This is a genomic window from Flavobacterium helocola, assembly GCF_038289885.1.
Lineage (GTDB): Bacteria > Bacteroidota > Bacteroidia > Flavobacteriales > Flavobacteriaceae > Flavobacterium > Flavobacterium cheniae.
The window spans coordinates 15,747-30,358 of sequence record NZ_JBBYHT010000009.1; the positions used below are offsets into that span (position 1 = coordinate 15,747).

The following is a 14,612-nucleotide window of genomic DNA, read 5'->3' on the forward strand; positions in this document are numbered from 1 at the left end:
TTTACAAAAAATAACAATCTTTTTATGAAGAAAATAAGCTATTTATTAGGATTATTTCTATCGGTAAGTGCCTTTGCACAAACAAATGAAACAATTACAACCGACACCATTGTGTCTCCTATCTTAGCTAAGAAAAACGAAGTTAAAATAGATGTTTTAAATGGTATAGCTAATGGAAAATTAGGTATTTCATACGAACGTTTTATAAACAAAGATTTCTCAGTAGGTATAACAGGTATGATGTTTAACAAAAACAGCAAAACCGATGATTTCCTTACAGATGACACTCGTACTTTGATTGACTATCAAGTAATTCCATATGTGCGTTATGCCATGTCAAAAAGTGCAACTAATTTATATTATTTAGAAGGTTTCGTTAATTTTAACGGAGGTGAATTTAAAGAATTAACTACGTTAAATAATGGTGTTGCTGATTATGTTGTAGTTACACGAAATGACTATAGCGATATTGCATTAGGAGGTTCCGTTGGTTATAAATTATACTTTAAAGAAAGTTTTGTAGTTGATTTGAATGTTGGTATTGGAAAAAACTTATTTAATGAAGATAGTCCATCAACAGTAGCGCGATTAGGAATTAATTTAGGTTATAGATTTTAAAAAGAAAACATATGAAAAAATATATTCAATACATAATAGTAGCTATAATAGCTTTAATTTTTACAGGTTGTACCGAAAGCGATGATGAATTTTTTGCTTCTAAAATTGTTACTTCAAATGAATTAATTGAAGTTAATGTTACTGGTAACGAACTAAACTTATCTTGTTATGTACCGAGATTATTACCCCAAGATACAAATCCATTTGATATTTATTTGACAAGTAATTCTAGAAAAATGTTTTTTAATTATACATTAGAAAAGAAAAACACAAATGGCGCATGGGAATACATTACACCTACTAGCGTAACTACGGTTGAAGGCGAAAACGAAATAGGAGACTATATTTCTGGAATAGCGGTTTTAGACGCTTTAGATACCACGTATGAATACGAATCAGATATTACTTTAGCCGCTGGACAATACCGCATTCTTATTGACCCTGAAATTGTTTCTTTAAACTCACAAAATGCAGTAATGGTAACTGTTAAAACAAGTACATTCGGAATTCCATCAAACGCTTTAGAATTTACTGTGAATTAAATCCAATTATAATGCAAGTAACTTGTAAAAATTGTGATCAAACCTATTCCGGACACTTTTGTAATAATTGTGGACAACCGGCTGATACACATAAATTAAATTTACATTTTATTTTGCATGATATACAACACGCTTTTTTTCATTTTGATAAAGGCGTTTTATTCACAGCTAAAGAATTATTTACTCGACCTGGAGATTCGATAAGAGAATTTATTAAAGGAAAACGAGTTAAACATTTCAAACCTATTTCTTTAGTAATTATTTTAGCTACTTTATATGGCGTTTTACGTCATTTATTTCATTTTAGCGTTTTAGATAAAAAAGCCGTTTCCGTAATACAAGGTGTGGAATATGAAAGTTTAAACGAATGGATTTCACATCATTATTATTGGATAATATTATTATCTATTCCAATTTTTTCAATAGCTTCTTATATAGTTTTTAGAAAACAAGGGTACAATTTTATAGAGCATTTTGTCTTAAATGCTTACATGGCTTCACAACGTTTAATTCTTAGAATTGCTATATTTCCAATCACCAAATACTATACTGAATCTAGTTACAATAAACTATTTGTTGATATTTTAATGTTGATGGATATCGTTTTGATTTTTTGGTGTTACATTACCTTTTTCAATAATTTATCAATAGTTAAAGCATTTTTATATTCCATCTATAGCTATTTGTTGTTTTTGGTAATCTTCTTTATTTTGCTGCTAATAAGTGTTTTAATTTTTGATATTCAGGTGAAGTGATTTTGTCCTTTTTTTACCACTCAATCTCACTCTCACCCTTTTCTCTCAAATATTCATTCGTCAATTTAAAATGATTGTGTCCAAACCATTTTTTGTGAGAATGCGCAAAAGAAGGATGTCCGCTTTCTAAAACCAAATGTTTTTCTCTGTCAATAAGTTTTCCTTTTTTATGAGCAAAACTTCCCCAAAGTAAAAAAACCACATTTTCAGATTGCTCGTTAATCAAATCAATCACAGCATCGGTAAAAACATTCCATTTTAAGTGTTTGTGGCTGTTAGCTTCGTCTTTTCTTACGGTTAAACCTGCATTTAACAACAAAATGCCTTGTTTTGCCCATCTTTCTAAATTACCCGATGTTGGGAATAGAATTCGATCATATTCATTATTAATTTCCGTGTAAATGTTCTTCAACGAAGGCGGAATTGCCACACCATCATTCACTGAAAAACACAAACCATTTGCCTCGCCTATTCCGTGATAAGGATCTTGACCTATAATAACCACTTTCGTATCTTGAAAATCAAATTGTTCAAAAGCTGAAAAAATCAGTTCTTTTGGCGGGAAACAAGTTGTGTTAGTGTATTCTTGTTCCACTTGTTGCATCAATTCAACAAAATACGGCTTCTGAAATTCAGTTGCTAATAAGGCTTTCCAAGTCTGATTTTTGATAAACATTTTATAATTTTTACCAAAAATATAAATTTCTATTGCAATATGGATTTATTACTTTGTAACTTTGACCTAACAGAAAAAGAAAAATGATTTCGATTACCCAAAAAACGCTACAAGATTTAGAATTTAATACCGTTTTAGAAACGATTGCTGGCCGCTGCAACACTGATATTGGTGAAGCAAAAGCAATGGCAATTACACCTTTCAAAAACAAAGAAGAATTGCTTATTAATTTGAAGCAAACCTCTGAATATTTGTCTTCGTTTTCCAACAATAACGCCATTCCGAATCACGGATTTGAGAACATCAACTACGAACTAAAATTCTTAGCTATCGAAGATAGTTTCTTAGAAGTGGGAAGTTTCAAAAAGATTTCAAATCTTTCGGAAACTGCCATTACGTTGATTCAGTTTTTAAAGAAATTTGAAGAGTATTATCCAAATTTATATCAAAAAGCTTCCCAAATTGACATTGTAAAACTGATTTTACAACGCATTGACGAAGTGGTAGATAAATTCGGCATCATCAAAGACAACGCTTCACCTGATTTGATTGATATTCGAAGAAATATAAACGTGGTTCGTGGCAAAATAAACCAAAGTTTTGGTATGGCTTTGAGCCAATATAATTCGTTGGGCTATTTAGATGATATCAAGGAAACAGTTGTTGAAAATCGCAGAGTTTTAGCGGTTTTAGCGATGTACCGAAGAAAAGTAAAAGGTTCTATTTTAGGAAATTCTAAAACAGGAAGTATTGCTTATATCGAACCCGAAGCAGCTCAACGCTATTCAAGAGAATTGAACAACTTAGAGTTTGAAGAACGCGAAGAAATCATGCGAATTTTGAAACGTTTAACTAATGAAATTCGTCCGTTTACTGAAACTATTGCGGCTTATCAAGACTTTTTAAGTGATGTTGATGTGATTGCTGCTAAAGCCAAATACGCATATAAAATCAATGGAATTCTTCCTAATATTATCGAAGAAAAGCGACTTTTTTTTAGAGAAGCCTTCCATCCTATTTTGTATTTGAACAATAAAGAAAAAAAGGCCATCACGTATCCACAAACCATCGAATTACACAACGAAAGTCGCATTATTGTGATTTCTGGACCTAATGCCGGAGGAAAAACGATTTCCTTAAAAACCGTAGGATTACTTCAATTAATGTTGCAAAGTGGGATATTAATTCCAGTCCATGAACGAAGCGAAACTTTTTTATTCGACAGAATCTTAACAGATATCGGAGATAATCAATCCATTGAAAATCATTTAAGTACCTACAGTTACCGATTAAAGAACATGAACTACTTCTTAAAGAAATGTAACGAAAAAACATTGTTCTTAATTGATGAATTTGGAACTGGTTCTGATCCTGAATTAGGAGGTGCTTTGGCTGAAACTTTCTTAGAAGAATTTTATGCTCGTGAAGCTTTCGGAATTATTACTACGCATTACAGTAATTTAAAAATATTAGCAAACGAATTACCTTTTGCTTCCAACGCGAACATGATGTTTGATGAGAAATCATTAGAACCTATGTACAAATTGATTTTGGGTCAAGCCGGAAGTTCATTTACATTCGAAGTCGCACAGAAAAATGGTATTCCATTCGGATTAATCAATCGTGCGAAAAAGAAAATCGAAGGCGGAAAAGTTCGCTTTGACAAAACAATTGCTACACTTCAAAAAGAGCGTTCAAAATTGGAAAAAACGTCTTTAAATTTAAAAGAAGAAGAAACCAAAGCGCGTGAAGAAAGTAAGAAAATGGAAACCATCAATGCGAAAATTCAAGATAAATTAGAACGTTATCAGGAATTATATGATGCAAACCAGCGTTTGATTTACATTGGGCAAAAGATTGATGATATTTCGGAAAGTTACTTTAATAACAAAGATAAAAAGACTTTAATTGGTGAGTTTTTGAAAATGGTTGAAATCGAAAATTCGAAACGAAAAAAACTTTCGGTTAAAGAAAAGAAAGTTAAAGAAGTTATCCAGAAAAAAGTAGAAGAAGAAGTTAAGGTGATTGTGGAGGAAATTCGTGTGATTAAGAAGGAAAAGAAAATCAAAGCCAAAATTGAAGAAGAGAACAAACCAAAAGTTACGCTAAAAGTGGGCGACAGAGTTCGCATGATAGATGGAAAAGCGATTGGAACCATTGATGTAATCGAAAAAACAAAAGCAACAGTGAATTACGGAATTTTCACCTCAAAAGTAAGTTTAGACCAATTAGAATACGTGCAACCTGCATAACATTTAGAAGCATATTATGGAAATACAAGATTTGCCACAAGATAAAAAAATAATATTGTTTGATGGCGTTTGCAACCTTTGCGATTCGTCGGTTCAATATGTAATCAAACACGACAAAAAAGATATTTTTAGATTTGTCTCGCTTCAATCGGAATTAGGACAAAAGATTTTAAAATATATTGGAATTAATCCAATACACACAGATAGTATAGTTTTGTACGAACCAGGAATTTCTTATTATTATAAATCAACAGCTGCTTTACATATTGCAAAAGGATTAAGTGGAATTTTTACCTTTGCAACAGTTTTTCAGATATTACCAACAGGATTAAGAGATTTCGTTTACGATTACGTAGCAAAAAATCGTTACAAATGGTATGGCAAAAAAGAAGCTTGTATGATTCCAACACCCGAATTAAAAGCGAAGTTTTTAGAATAAGCATATATGATAATTATCAGGTAATAAACAATTGCTACCCTTTATCTTTGTGTAAATTCTAACCTTTATAACTATGGCAAATTTATTATTACCACTTTATTCGCATAGCAATGGAACTTTTATAATGATTATTGTTTTTGCGCTTGTATGCCTAGGCTTAGTTGGCGCAGTAATGCTAATGATGAATAGTTATAAAAAGAAAAAAAACGACCAGTAAATCTGGTCGTTTTTAATTTATGTAATAAAATAGAAATTATTGTTTGATAAATTTCTTAGTAGTTTTTCCTTCTGCTGCTTCAATTGTTACAAAGTAAACACCAGCATTTAAATCAGAAACATTGATTTGAGTTAGAGAACCTGCTTGATTTTTAACCACTCTTCCATTGATATCAGTAACAGTTGTGTTTTTAATATCGAAATTATTTGGATTAGAAATGCTTAATAAATCTCTAGTTGGATTAGGATAAACAACAAAACTGTTATCACCAATCGTAAATTGGTTTGAACTTAATAAAGTATCTGTATTTGAAGCTCTAGTAACTAAATTATCAAATCTCATTGTTGCAGCAGCGGTATTATTAATTGCAGGAGGACCAACAACAGAACCACTAGTTACAACAAAATCAACTTCAGCAGGATTAGTACTTGGAGAACTTCCATTTACACCTAGTGGGCCACCAGTAATGGCAGTAGAATTAATCAAAACCTCACCAGTCGTAAAATTATATGAAATTCCAACTCTAGACCAAGTATTCTGTGGTAATTGAACACCAGGAGCTGCAGCTAAAGGATAAGAATAATTTCCTACAGGATCCGGACTAGGAGTTGAATATGCTACTAAAAATAATTCTCCTGTTGATGCATTTACCTGAAACCCTGCGAGAGTTCTTGTAAAATCAGCATTATATATCCTAACACCAAATGAGTTACGACTTGTCCCTCTTGTTCCTGGATTCACATCAACTTCAACTTCGATAATGTTATTACCTGGTGTTCTACCAGTCCATGCAGTAGGCAAACCATTTTTCCACATAAATCTTGAACCTTTATCACCATTAGGTCCAACTATAGATAAACCATTTGTTGAGGAATTACCTGTAGATACTACTTGGAAATTTGAGTTTGCTGCATTATTAGATGTGGTAGGAGCTGCACCATTAGCGGCTTCTGTATAATAACCTCCTTGACCAGTTGATGCGCCACTAAAAGCAGTACCTACATTTCCAATAACAAAGGAATTAAAATTATCCGATTGCAAAACTTGTGAAAAACTAAAAAAAGAAGCAAATAAGCTTAAAGTAAGTAATGTTTTTTTCATAATTAAAATTTTTATAATTGATTATCAAAAATAAGCATAAAATTAATACAAAAACAACTTTAAGAAAAAATTATAACTTTCTTCTTTCCTTCTCTTTTTTTATCAATGTTAACTCTCTACTTGTTTGTCCAGCTACTGAAGTATTTTCTTCTGCTCTTCTAATTAAATAAGGCATCACATCTCTAACCGGACCAAACGGCAAATACTTAGCAACATTATAACCGTTTTCTGCTAAATTAAAACTAATGTTGTCGCTCATGCCTAATAACTGCCCAAAAAAGATTCGTTTATCGTTTTTTGTAATTCCTTTTTCAGTCATTAATTGCATTAACTTATATGAACTTTCTTCATTGTGAGTTCCTGCAAAAATCGCCATTTTATCTATATTTTCAACCATATACAATACGGCAGCATCATAATTAATATCGGTAGCTTCTTTAGAAACACAAATTGGCGATTTTAATCCACGTTCAGTAGCTCTGTCATTTTCTTTTTCCATGTAAGCGCCACGAACTAATTTCATTCCAATATAAAAACCTTCCGATTTTGCTTGTTCGTGCAAACTTTTCAAATAATCTAATCTGTCCCAACGGTACATTTGTAACGTATTAAAAACAATGGCTTTTTGTTTATTGTATTTGCGCATCATATCAGTAACAATAGCATCTGCCGCATCTTGCATCCAACTTTCTTCAGCGTCAATTAATAACAAAACGTCTTTTTCATGCGCAGTTTTGCAAGCCAAATCGAAACGTGCAATTACTCGATTCCATTCTTTTTGTTCAGCTTCTGTTAAAACCGACTTCTCTCCTACTTTTTCATATAAATCTAAACGACCAAAACCAGTTGGTTTAAAAACCGCAAACGGAATAGCTTCACGTTCTCTTGCAAATTCAATTGTTTTTAAAGTCATTTCTAAAGCAGCGTCAAACTGAGCTTCTTCTTCTTTTCCTTCCACAGAATAATCCAAAACCGAAGAAACTCCTTTGGTAAACATATTATCCACTACTTTTAAGCAATCAACCTCATTTACACCACCACAAAAATGATCAAAAACGGTTGAACGAATTAATCCTTCAACAGGTAAATGAGCTTTAAGAGCGAAATTGGTAACAGCAGTTCCTATTTTTACAAGTGGTTGACTTGCAATTAGTTTAAAAAGAAAATAAGCTCTTTCTAATTCGGTATCACTTTTTAAAGAAAAAGCAACTTGGGTATTGTCAAATATTTTATTCATGATATTTTTGATAATAAACGACACAAATATACATCAGTTTTTACGAATTTTAAATAAAAAATGCCTTATTTTGCAATAAAATTCAAGCTTTTTACATGCAAACAATTACAGCCAACAATTATAATGTTTACTTTGATTCTAAAGGATATGAAACTTTGGCAGAAATGCTAAAACCTTCTCATTATTCTAAGATTTTTATTTTAGTAGACGAAAACACATCTCAATATTGTTTACCACATTTATTAAATAATTTGGCAACTGAAATCGAAATTGAAATAATCGAATTAGAGGTTGGAGAAATTCATAAAAACATTGCTACTTGTACTGAAGTTTGGGGCGCCTTGTCGGATTTAGGTGGTGATAGAAAAAGTATTCTTATTAACTTAGGTGGTGGTGTAATTTCTGATTTAGGTGGATTTGTTGCCTGCACATTTAAAAGAGGAATTGACTTTATTAATATTCCAACTACTTTACTTTCTATGGTTGATGCGTCAATTGGTGGAAAAAATGGAGTGGATTTAGGAAATTTGAAAAACCAAATTGGAATTATTCGAGAACCTAAAGCTGTGATTGTTGATACACAATTTTTAAATACTTTACCTCAAAACGAAATGCGTTCTGGGTTAGCCGAAATGCTGAAACATGGATTGATTTTTGATAAAAAATATTGGGATAAATTTAAAAATTTAAAAGACTTAAGCACAGAGGATTTAAATCATTTAATTCATCAATCTATTCAAATAAAAAATACTATTGTATGTGAAGATTTAACCGAAAATGGGATTAGAAAATCTTTGAATTTTGGTCACACTTTGGGTCATGCAATTGAAAGCTATTTCTTAGAAAATGAAGATAAAACAAATTTACTTCATGGTGAAGCAATTGCGATTGGGATGATTTTAGAAAGCTACATTTCAAGAGAAAAAAACTTACTAACAAACGAAGAATATCAGGAAATCAAATACATTATCAATGATATTTTTGAACGCATTGAATTCACTCAAAACGAAATTGAAAAAATCATTGAATTGCTGATTTTTGACAAAAAAAATGAGTTTGGTAAAGTACAATTTGCCTTGCTTGACGGAATTGGGAAAATTAAAATCAATCAAGAATCAGATAACGAATTGATTTACAAAGCTTTTAGAGATTATTCCGTGTAATTATTTTTTTATTTTTTCTTTATTTATTAGCCATTTTATTTTTTAACTTTGCCCTAATGAAAGAAAACAAAAAACAATCAAATTTCAATAGAACACTCGATAATAGAAATGCTGACATCTCTATAATTGGGCGATTCTTTTTTTCTATTTTTAGTTTTCATATTATCGATTTGTTTGAAATATCAAAGGCTTTTAGTGAGAAACTACTAATTCGCTTTGCCAATATTAGGGTTTGAAAATTGTGATTAAAAAACAATTAGTAACTTTTTAATTTAATCCAAATTTTCAAAATGAACACAAAATATTACGACTTAATTAATCAAACTTTTTATTTTCCTCAAGAAGAATTTACTCTAAATAAAGATGAACTTCAATTTCATGGTATTGATTTAATGAAATTAGTTGAAGAATATGGAACTCCATTGAAGTTTACTTATTTACCTAAAATTTCACAAAACATCAATCGTGCAAAAATGTGGTTTAGAAATGCCATGGAAAAGCACGATTATGATGCGAAGTATTTCTATTGCTACTGTACAAAAAGTTCTCATTTTCAATTCATTTTAAATGAAGCTTTAAAAAATAACATTCACATTGAAACTTCTTCTGCTTTCGACATTAATATTGTTGAGACATTAATGGAAGAAGGTAAAATAAATAAAAACACTTTTATTGTTTGTAATGGTTTCAAACGCGATCAATATGTAACTAATATTGCACGTTTAATTAATAACGGACATAAAAATACAGTTCCTGTAATTGATAATTTTGAAGAATTAGATTTATTACAGGAAGAAATTGATGGTAAGTTTAAAATCGGAATTCGTATTGCTGCGGAAGAAGAACCAAAATTTGAGTTCTATACATCTCGTTTAGGAATTGGATATAAAGATATTGTTCCATTTTATCGTAAGCAAATCGCTGAAAATAAGAAAGTTGAGTTAAAAATGCTTCACTTTTTTATTAATGCTGGTATTCGTGATACTGCATATTATTGGAACGAATTATTAAAATGTATGAAAGTGTACATTGCTTTGAAAAAAGAATGTCCAACTTTAGATAGTTTGAATATTGGAGGAGGTTTTCCAATTAAAAATTCATTAGCATTTGATTATGATTACCAATATATGGTAGACGAAATCTTAAACCAAATCAAAATTGCTTGTGACGAAGCAGAAGTTCCTGTTCCACATATTTTCACAGAATTTGGTTCGTTTACTGTTGGTGAAGCTGGCGGTGCTTTGTACCAAGTTTTATATCAAAAGAAACAAAATGACCGTGAAAACTGGAACATGATTGATTCATCTTTCATTACTACACTTCCAGATACTTGGGCTATCAATAAACGATTTGTAATGATAGCCGTAAACCGATGGAATGATACTTACGAACGGGTATTACTTGGTGGATTAACTTGTGATGGAGACGATTATTACAATTCAGAACAACATATGAATGCGGTTTATTTACCAAAATACAACAAAGAAAAACCTTTATATATCGGATTTTTTAACACTGGAGCGTATCAAGAAACAATTGGTGGTTTTGGCGGATTAAGTCACTGTATTTTACCACAACCAAAACACATTTTAATTGATAAAGATAAAAACGGAATTATTGCTACCGAAGTTTTTTCGGAACAACAAAAAGCAGAAGACGTTTTAGAAATTTTAGGTTACAACAAAAGAAAAGAACAATAAAATAAGAAATAATGAGCAAAGGACCAGTTAGTCAGTTTATAGAGAAACATTATCTTCACTTTAACTCTGCCGCTTTAGTAGATGCAGCAAAAGGGTATGAAGAACATTTATTAGACAACGGAAAAATGATGATTACTTTAGCAGGTGCGATGAGTACAGCTGAATTAGGAAAATCGTTAGCCGAAATGATTCGTCAAGATAAAGTACATATTATTTCTTGTACTGGAGCTAATTTAGAAGAAGATATCATGAATTTGGTAGCTCATAATTCATACAAAAGAGTTCCAAATTACAGAGATTTATCACCACAAGAAGAATGGGATTTATTAGAAAACCATTACAACCGTGTAACGGATACTTGTATTCCTGAAGAAGAAGCATTTAGACGTTTACAACAACATTTATTTGATATTTGGAATAATGCAGATTCTAAAGGAGAACGTTATTTCCCACACGAATTTATGTACCAAATGATTAATTCTGGAGTATTAAAACAATACTACGAAATTGATCCAGCTGATTCTTGGATGGTTGCTGCAGCTGAAAAGAATTTACCAATTGTAGTTCCAGGATGGGAAGATAGTACAATGGGTAACATTTTCTCTTCTTACTGTATCAAAGGTGAATTTAAAGCTACCACAATGAAAAGCGGAATTGAATACATGATGTGGTTAGCAGATTGGTATCCAAAAAATTGTGCAGGAAAAGGAATTGGTTTCTTCCAAATTGGTGGAGGAATTGCAGGAGATTTCCCTATTTGTGTAGTTCCAATGTTATATCAAGATATGGAAATGCATGATGTGCCATTTTGGAGCTATTTCTGTCAGATTTCTGATTCAACAACAAGTTATGGTTCGTACTCTGGAGCTGTTCCAAACGAGAAAATTACTTGGGGTAAATTAGATATTCACACACCAAAATTCATTGTAGAGTCTGACGCTACGATTGTTGCACCATTAATGTTTGCTTACATTTTAGGCTGGTAAAAAAAATTAAAAAAAAAATTTATTTTACTTGAAAATATAAGTTTAGGATAGTACATTTGACCAAAATACAAGATTAAAACCTACCCAATGAAAAGAGTTATTGTTGATTACGCAAAATTAACAAATGAAATCTTAACCTTACTAGTTGAGAAATTTCCTGACGGATATGATGATTCGGATATTATTCGTTTTAAAAACGCTAAGAATGAAACAATTGAGGCAGTAGAAGTACGAACTGAAGACACTATTTTTTTAGTAAAAGTGAGTACAAAACTATCTGACCGAATTGAAAACTATGACGAAGACGACATTATTGAAGATGATGTGGTAGTTGTACCAGATGAAAAAATCGGAAGTCTGAAAGATTTAGACATTGAAGAAGATGACGACGACGATGATATTTCAAATGATTCAGATGATATCGAAGACTCAGAAGACGGAGACGACGATGATGCTGACGATGACGACGAAGATTAATACACAAAAAAAGGGATTCAAAATTGAATCCCTTTTTTTTTACAAATAACGTTCTAAAATTACATTCTTGTGATGCAATTCATGACCGAGTGTTATATATCCAATAGCTCTAACAGATACACTGCAATTTGAAGCTGTTCCTAAACGTAATAAATCTTCACCTGAAAGAGTTTCAAATAGACTTATTGTAGCATTTCGAACACTTTCATATTCGGCTAACAAACTTTCGTATTCTCTATTATTTGCATTAGCCGTAATCACATAATCATTTTCCTCAAATCCTGGCAAAGCAGTTTTATCATTTCTTGCAATTCGTAAAGCGCGGTAAGCAAATATTCTCTCCGCATCAATTAAGTGCAGTATAATATCTTTGACAGTCCACTTCCCTTCTGCATATCGAAATTCATGCTTAAAAACTGGTACAGATTTAAAGAAATGTAACATTTCTTCTTTTTGTATTGTAAGTCCTTTAATAATATCTTGCTCTGGAACTAATTTGATATAATTCTCATAATAGGGAGCAAATTCGTTTGGTTGTAAATTTTTCATAACTTAAAGGTATAAAAAAAGCCTCATTAAGAGGCTTTCGTATTTTACAATTCTTTAAAAATCGTATGCATTAAACGTTTTTTGTCGTTGATGCTCTCTTCTAAAGAAATCATGGTTTCAGTTCTGTATACACCTTCAATATCGTCAATCATGAAGATAACTTCTTTAGCGTGTTTAGTGTCTTTAGCTCTAATTTTACAGAAAATATTAAATTTTCCAGTAGTCACGTGAGCAACTGTTACGAATGGAATCTGATTGATACGTTCTAAAACGAATTTAGTTTGTGACGTGTTGTGCAAGAAAACTCCAACATAAGCAATGAAAGAATAACCTAATTTTTCATAATCTAATGTCAAAGAAGAACCTTGAATGATTCCTGCATCTTCCATTTTTTTCACCCTAACATGTACCGTTCCTGCAGAAATTAATAATTTTTTTGCAATATCTGTAAAAGGAACTCTCGTGTTATCAATCAACATGTCCAAAATTTGATGATCTACTTCATCTAAACGAAACTTACTCATAAGTGCTTATAATATTTGTTAAATTTTTGATTTTTATTCAAATCTGAAGCAAATTTATCAAATAATTTTTACACCATTGTTAAATTCTGTTAAATTATTGATAAAAAAATCAGCTTTTTCTTCTATTATTGGAAAATGCTTTCCAATAGAAGTAAATAAACCATTTTTGCAATCGTATTCTAAATGTCCTATAAAATCCTGCAAATCATCTATTTTAATGATTCTTGCCACAAATTTTAACTGACCATCTTGCACTACTTCAGTATATTGAGCTGCAAAGTTAATTATTTTTTCTTCACTATTATCAATAATTTTGACATTTTTGTAAATAAAATCATAAAAACATTTGTTATTTTGAGGAATCTTCAAATAATTCATCAATTCGTTATCAACTATAACGTTTTCGTAACTCACGTCAAATGAACTTAAAAGCGAAATAAAAATATAGCCACGAACGATATCTCTTTGATAATCATTTGCATAATGTCCCGCCTCAAATAAAATAGTTGGCGTATTTTGAGTAGTGAAATAATCACCTGTACAATTTACATTATAACTATCATCAAAACGTCCAACTTGATTAGGAATGTATTGTTGTAACGCATTATTCATCTTGTTTATTATATGAATTGCTTTTAAGCGAACATCGTTGTATTCTCTCTCTTTATTGTAAGCTGGCGATAAAAAAGAAACCGTTGCAGGTAAATTAAAACCTTCTGTACCAAAAATAGTTCTTTGATCGTGTAAATTATAGCAATAATCCGGTTGAAAACTTTTACAAACACTATGTAAGACTTGCATTTCTGGTTGAGTAGCATTAAAAGCATCTCTATTCAAATCAATTGTATTCGCATTTTCCCTTGTATATAAGAATGCTCCGTCTGGATTCAACATAGGAATACATAATAAGGTGTATTCGTTTTTAATGCGATTCGCTATTTCATTATCCGATTGTAAAAAATTAAAGAAGTCAAATAACCCTTTTGTCGTGGTAGATTCGTTTCCATGCATTTGCGACCACATCAAAATTTTTGTTTTTCCTGTTCCTATTTTTACTTGATAGATCTCTCGTTCTTGAACTGATTTTCCAATTTTAGTAATCTCAAAATCTGAATTTAATGATTCTAATATTGGTAAAATAGTATCTAAATGAATATACTTTCCTTTGAGTTTTGGTTCTAAATATTGAGTTGCTAATTGTAAATAATTCATGGCTTTCTTTTGATTTACAAATGTAAACAACTTATATTTTACATTTGTAAACATGTAAAAACACTGCATAATTTACTTTTGTAAACTATTGTAATACCTTTAATAACTCCCTAGTATTAGTCATGTTTACAAGATTAATACTAGTCTAATAAAAATAATTATAT

General features: G+C 31.0%; 15 protein-coding genes. 9 read left to right on the top strand and 6 right to left on the bottom strand.

Translation table 11 applies throughout. From position 1 onward, the window contains the following. Positions 1 to 24: 24 nt before the first annotated feature. The 3 genes from AAEO58_RS13090 to AAEO58_RS13100 are packed head-to-tail and all read left to right on the top strand — an operon-like array spanning position 25 to position 1,915. On the top strand, positions 25 to 618 hold the full coding sequence (locus AAEO58_RS13090) for a hypothetical protein (protein ID WP_341683852.1): 594 nt from the start codon (positions 25 to 27) through the stop codon (positions 616 to 618). Between the two features lie 11 nt (positions 619 to 629). Then, positions 630 to 1,160: a hypothetical protein gene (locus tag AAEO58_RS13095; protein WP_341683853.1), complete on the top strand. Its 531-nt coding sequence runs from the start codon at positions 630 to 632 to the stop codon at positions 1,158 to 1,160. Between the two features lie 11 nt (positions 1,161 to 1,171). Then, entirely contained in the window at positions 1,172 to 1,915 is a 744-nt protein-coding gene (locus AAEO58_RS13100; RefSeq protein ID WP_341683854.1) for a DUF3667 domain-containing protein, read from the top strand. Between the two features lie 13 nt (positions 1,916 to 1,928). Here AAEO58_RS13100 and ung read toward each other — a convergent pair whose 3' ends face one another. Next, positions 1,929 to 2,591: a uracil-DNA glycosylase gene (gene ung, locus AAEO58_RS13105; RefSeq protein ID WP_341683855.1), complete on the bottom strand. Its 663-nt coding sequence runs from the start codon at positions 2,589 to 2,591 to the stop codon at positions 1,929 to 1,931. Positions 2,592 to 2,674: 83 nt separating this feature from the next. On the opposite strand from ung, the gene AAEO58_RS13110 reads away from it, so the two are divergent. Together AAEO58_RS13110 and AAEO58_RS13115 are read left to right on the top strand one after the other, a co-directional pair. Further along, positions 2,675 to 4,843, top strand: coding sequence for an endonuclease MutS2 (locus AAEO58_RS13110; RefSeq protein WP_341683856.1), 2,169 nt, complete (start codon positions 2,675 to 2,677; stop codon positions 4,841 to 4,843). Between the two features lie 16 nt (positions 4,844 to 4,859). Continuing rightward, the gene (locus AAEO58_RS13115) at positions 4,860 to 5,282 is read left to right on the top strand and encodes a thiol-disulfide oxidoreductase DCC family protein (RefSeq protein WP_341683857.1); all 423 of its coding nucleotides are present in this window, start codon (positions 4,860 to 4,862) and stop codon (positions 5,280 to 5,282) included. Positions 5,283 to 5,535: 253 nt separating this feature from the next. Here the strand turns inward: AAEO58_RS13115 and AAEO58_RS13120 are convergent, their stop codons facing one another. Together AAEO58_RS13120 and AAEO58_RS13125 are read right to left on the bottom strand one after the other, a co-directional pair. Beyond that, positions 5,536 to 6,600, bottom strand: a complete 1,065-nt coding sequence (locus tag AAEO58_RS13120; RefSeq protein WP_341683858.1) for a T9SS type A sorting domain-containing protein — start codon at positions 6,598 to 6,600, stop codon at positions 5,536 to 5,538. A 70-nt stretch (positions 6,601 to 6,670) separates the two neighbouring features. Then, a complete protein-coding gene (locus tag AAEO58_RS13125) occupies positions 6,671 to 7,837 on the bottom strand; it encodes a proline dehydrogenase family protein (protein WP_341683860.1) in 1,167 nt (388 codons plus the stop codon). A gap of 95 nt (positions 7,838 to 7,932) precedes the next feature. Here AAEO58_RS13125 and aroB point away from each other — a divergent pair, with 95 nt between their 5' ends. The 4 genes from aroB (at position 7,933) to AAEO58_RS13145 (ending at position 12,163) form a co-directional block, all read left to right on the top strand. After that, positions 7,933 to 9,000, top strand: a complete 1,068-nt coding sequence (aroB, locus tag AAEO58_RS13130; RefSeq protein ID WP_341683861.1) for a 3-dehydroquinate synthase — start codon at positions 7,933 to 7,935, stop codon at positions 8,998 to 9,000. Between the two features lie 290 nt (positions 9,001 to 9,290). Beyond that, entirely contained in the window at positions 9,291 to 10,700 is a 1,410-nt protein-coding gene (locus tag AAEO58_RS13135; RefSeq protein ID WP_341683862.1) for an arginine decarboxylase, read from the top strand. Positions 10,701 to 10,711: 11 nt separating this feature from the next. Then, positions 10,712 to 11,686: a deoxyhypusine synthase family protein gene (locus AAEO58_RS13140; protein WP_133607040.1), complete on the top strand. Its 975-nt coding sequence runs from the start codon at positions 10,712 to 10,714 to the stop codon at positions 11,684 to 11,686. Between the two features lie 87 nt (positions 11,687 to 11,773). Next, positions 11,774 to 12,163 carry a DNA primase gene (locus AAEO58_RS13145; RefSeq protein WP_341683863.1) on the top strand — a complete coding sequence of 130 codons (390 nt, stop codon included), beginning with the start codon at positions 11,774 to 11,776 and terminating at the stop codon, positions 12,161 to 12,163. Positions 12,164 to 12,202: 39 nt separating this feature from the next. On the opposite strand, the gene AAEO58_RS13150 is transcribed toward AAEO58_RS13145, so the two are convergent. From AAEO58_RS13150 to AAEO58_RS13160, 3 genes are read right to left on the bottom strand one after another with little or no spacing between them, the layout of a single operon-like run. Continuing rightward, on the bottom strand, positions 12,203 to 12,712 hold the full coding sequence (locus AAEO58_RS13150) for a DinB family protein (protein WP_133607045.1): 510 nt from the start codon (positions 12,710 to 12,712) through the stop codon (positions 12,203 to 12,205). A gap of 44 nt (positions 12,713 to 12,756) precedes the next feature. After that, the gene (locus tag AAEO58_RS13155) at positions 12,757 to 13,236 is read right to left on the bottom strand and encodes an Lrp/AsnC family transcriptional regulator (protein WP_026726210.1); all 480 of its coding nucleotides are present in this window, start codon (positions 13,234 to 13,236) and stop codon (positions 12,757 to 12,759) included. 57 nt (positions 13,237 to 13,293) lie between these two features. Continuing rightward, complete coding sequence (locus tag AAEO58_RS13160) at positions 13,294 to 14,517, bottom strand: M14 family metallopeptidase (RefSeq protein ID WP_341683864.1); 1,224 nt, start codon at positions 14,515 to 14,517, stop codon at positions 13,294 to 13,296. Between the last annotated feature and the right edge of the window lie 95 nt (positions 14,518 to 14,612).

What these genes read in the sequence shown, in the direction of transcription:
- AAEO58_RS13090 (WP_341683852.1), top strand. Translation starts at nt 25, where the DNA reads ATGAAGAAAATAAGCTATTTATTAGGATTATTTCTATCGGTAAGTGCC.
- AAEO58_RS13095 (WP_341683853.1), top strand. Translation starts at nt 630, where the DNA reads ATGAAAAAATATATTCAATACATAATAGTAGCTATAATAGCTTTAATT.
- AAEO58_RS13100 (WP_341683854.1), top strand. Translation starts at nt 1,172, where the DNA reads ATGCAAGTAACTTGTAAAAATTGTGATCAAACCTATTCCGGACACTTT.
- ung (WP_341683855.1), bottom strand. Translation starts at nt 2,591, where the DNA reads ATGTTTATCAAAAATCAGACTTGGAAAGCCTTATTAGCAACTGAATTT.
- AAEO58_RS13110 (WP_341683856.1), top strand. Translation starts at nt 2,675, where the DNA reads ATGATTTCGATTACCCAAAAAACGCTACAAGATTTAGAATTTAATACC.
- AAEO58_RS13115 (WP_341683857.1), top strand. Translation starts at nt 4,860, where the DNA reads ATGGAAATACAAGATTTGCCACAAGATAAAAAAATAATATTGTTTGAT.
- AAEO58_RS13120 (WP_341683858.1), bottom strand. Translation starts at nt 6,600, where the DNA reads ATGAAAAAAACATTACTTACTTTAAGCTTATTTGCTTCTTTTTTTAGT.
- AAEO58_RS13125 (WP_341683860.1), bottom strand. Translation starts at nt 7,837, where the DNA reads ATGAATAAAATATTTGACAATACCCAAGTTGCTTTTTCTTTAAAAAGT.
- aroB (WP_341683861.1), top strand. Translation starts at nt 7,933, where the DNA reads ATGCAAACAATTACAGCCAACAATTATAATGTTTACTTTGATTCTAAA.
- AAEO58_RS13135 (WP_341683862.1), top strand. Translation starts at nt 9,291, where the DNA reads ATGAACACAAAATATTACGACTTAATTAATCAAACTTTTTATTTTCCT.
- AAEO58_RS13140 (WP_133607040.1), top strand. Translation starts at nt 10,712, where the DNA reads ATGAGCAAAGGACCAGTTAGTCAGTTTATAGAGAAACATTATCTTCAC.
- AAEO58_RS13145 (WP_341683863.1), top strand. Translation starts at nt 11,774, where the DNA reads ATGAAAAGAGTTATTGTTGATTACGCAAAATTAACAAATGAAATCTTA.
- AAEO58_RS13150 (WP_133607045.1), bottom strand. Translation starts at nt 12,712, where the DNA reads ATGAAAAATTTACAACCAAACGAATTTGCTCCCTATTATGAGAATTAT.
- AAEO58_RS13155 (WP_026726210.1), bottom strand. Translation starts at nt 13,236, where the DNA reads ATGAGTAAGTTTCGTTTAGATGAAGTAGATCATCAAATTTTGGACATG.
- AAEO58_RS13160 (WP_341683864.1), bottom strand. Translation starts at nt 14,517, where the DNA reads ATGCAGTGTTTTTACATGTTTACAAATGTAAAATATAAGTTGTTTACA.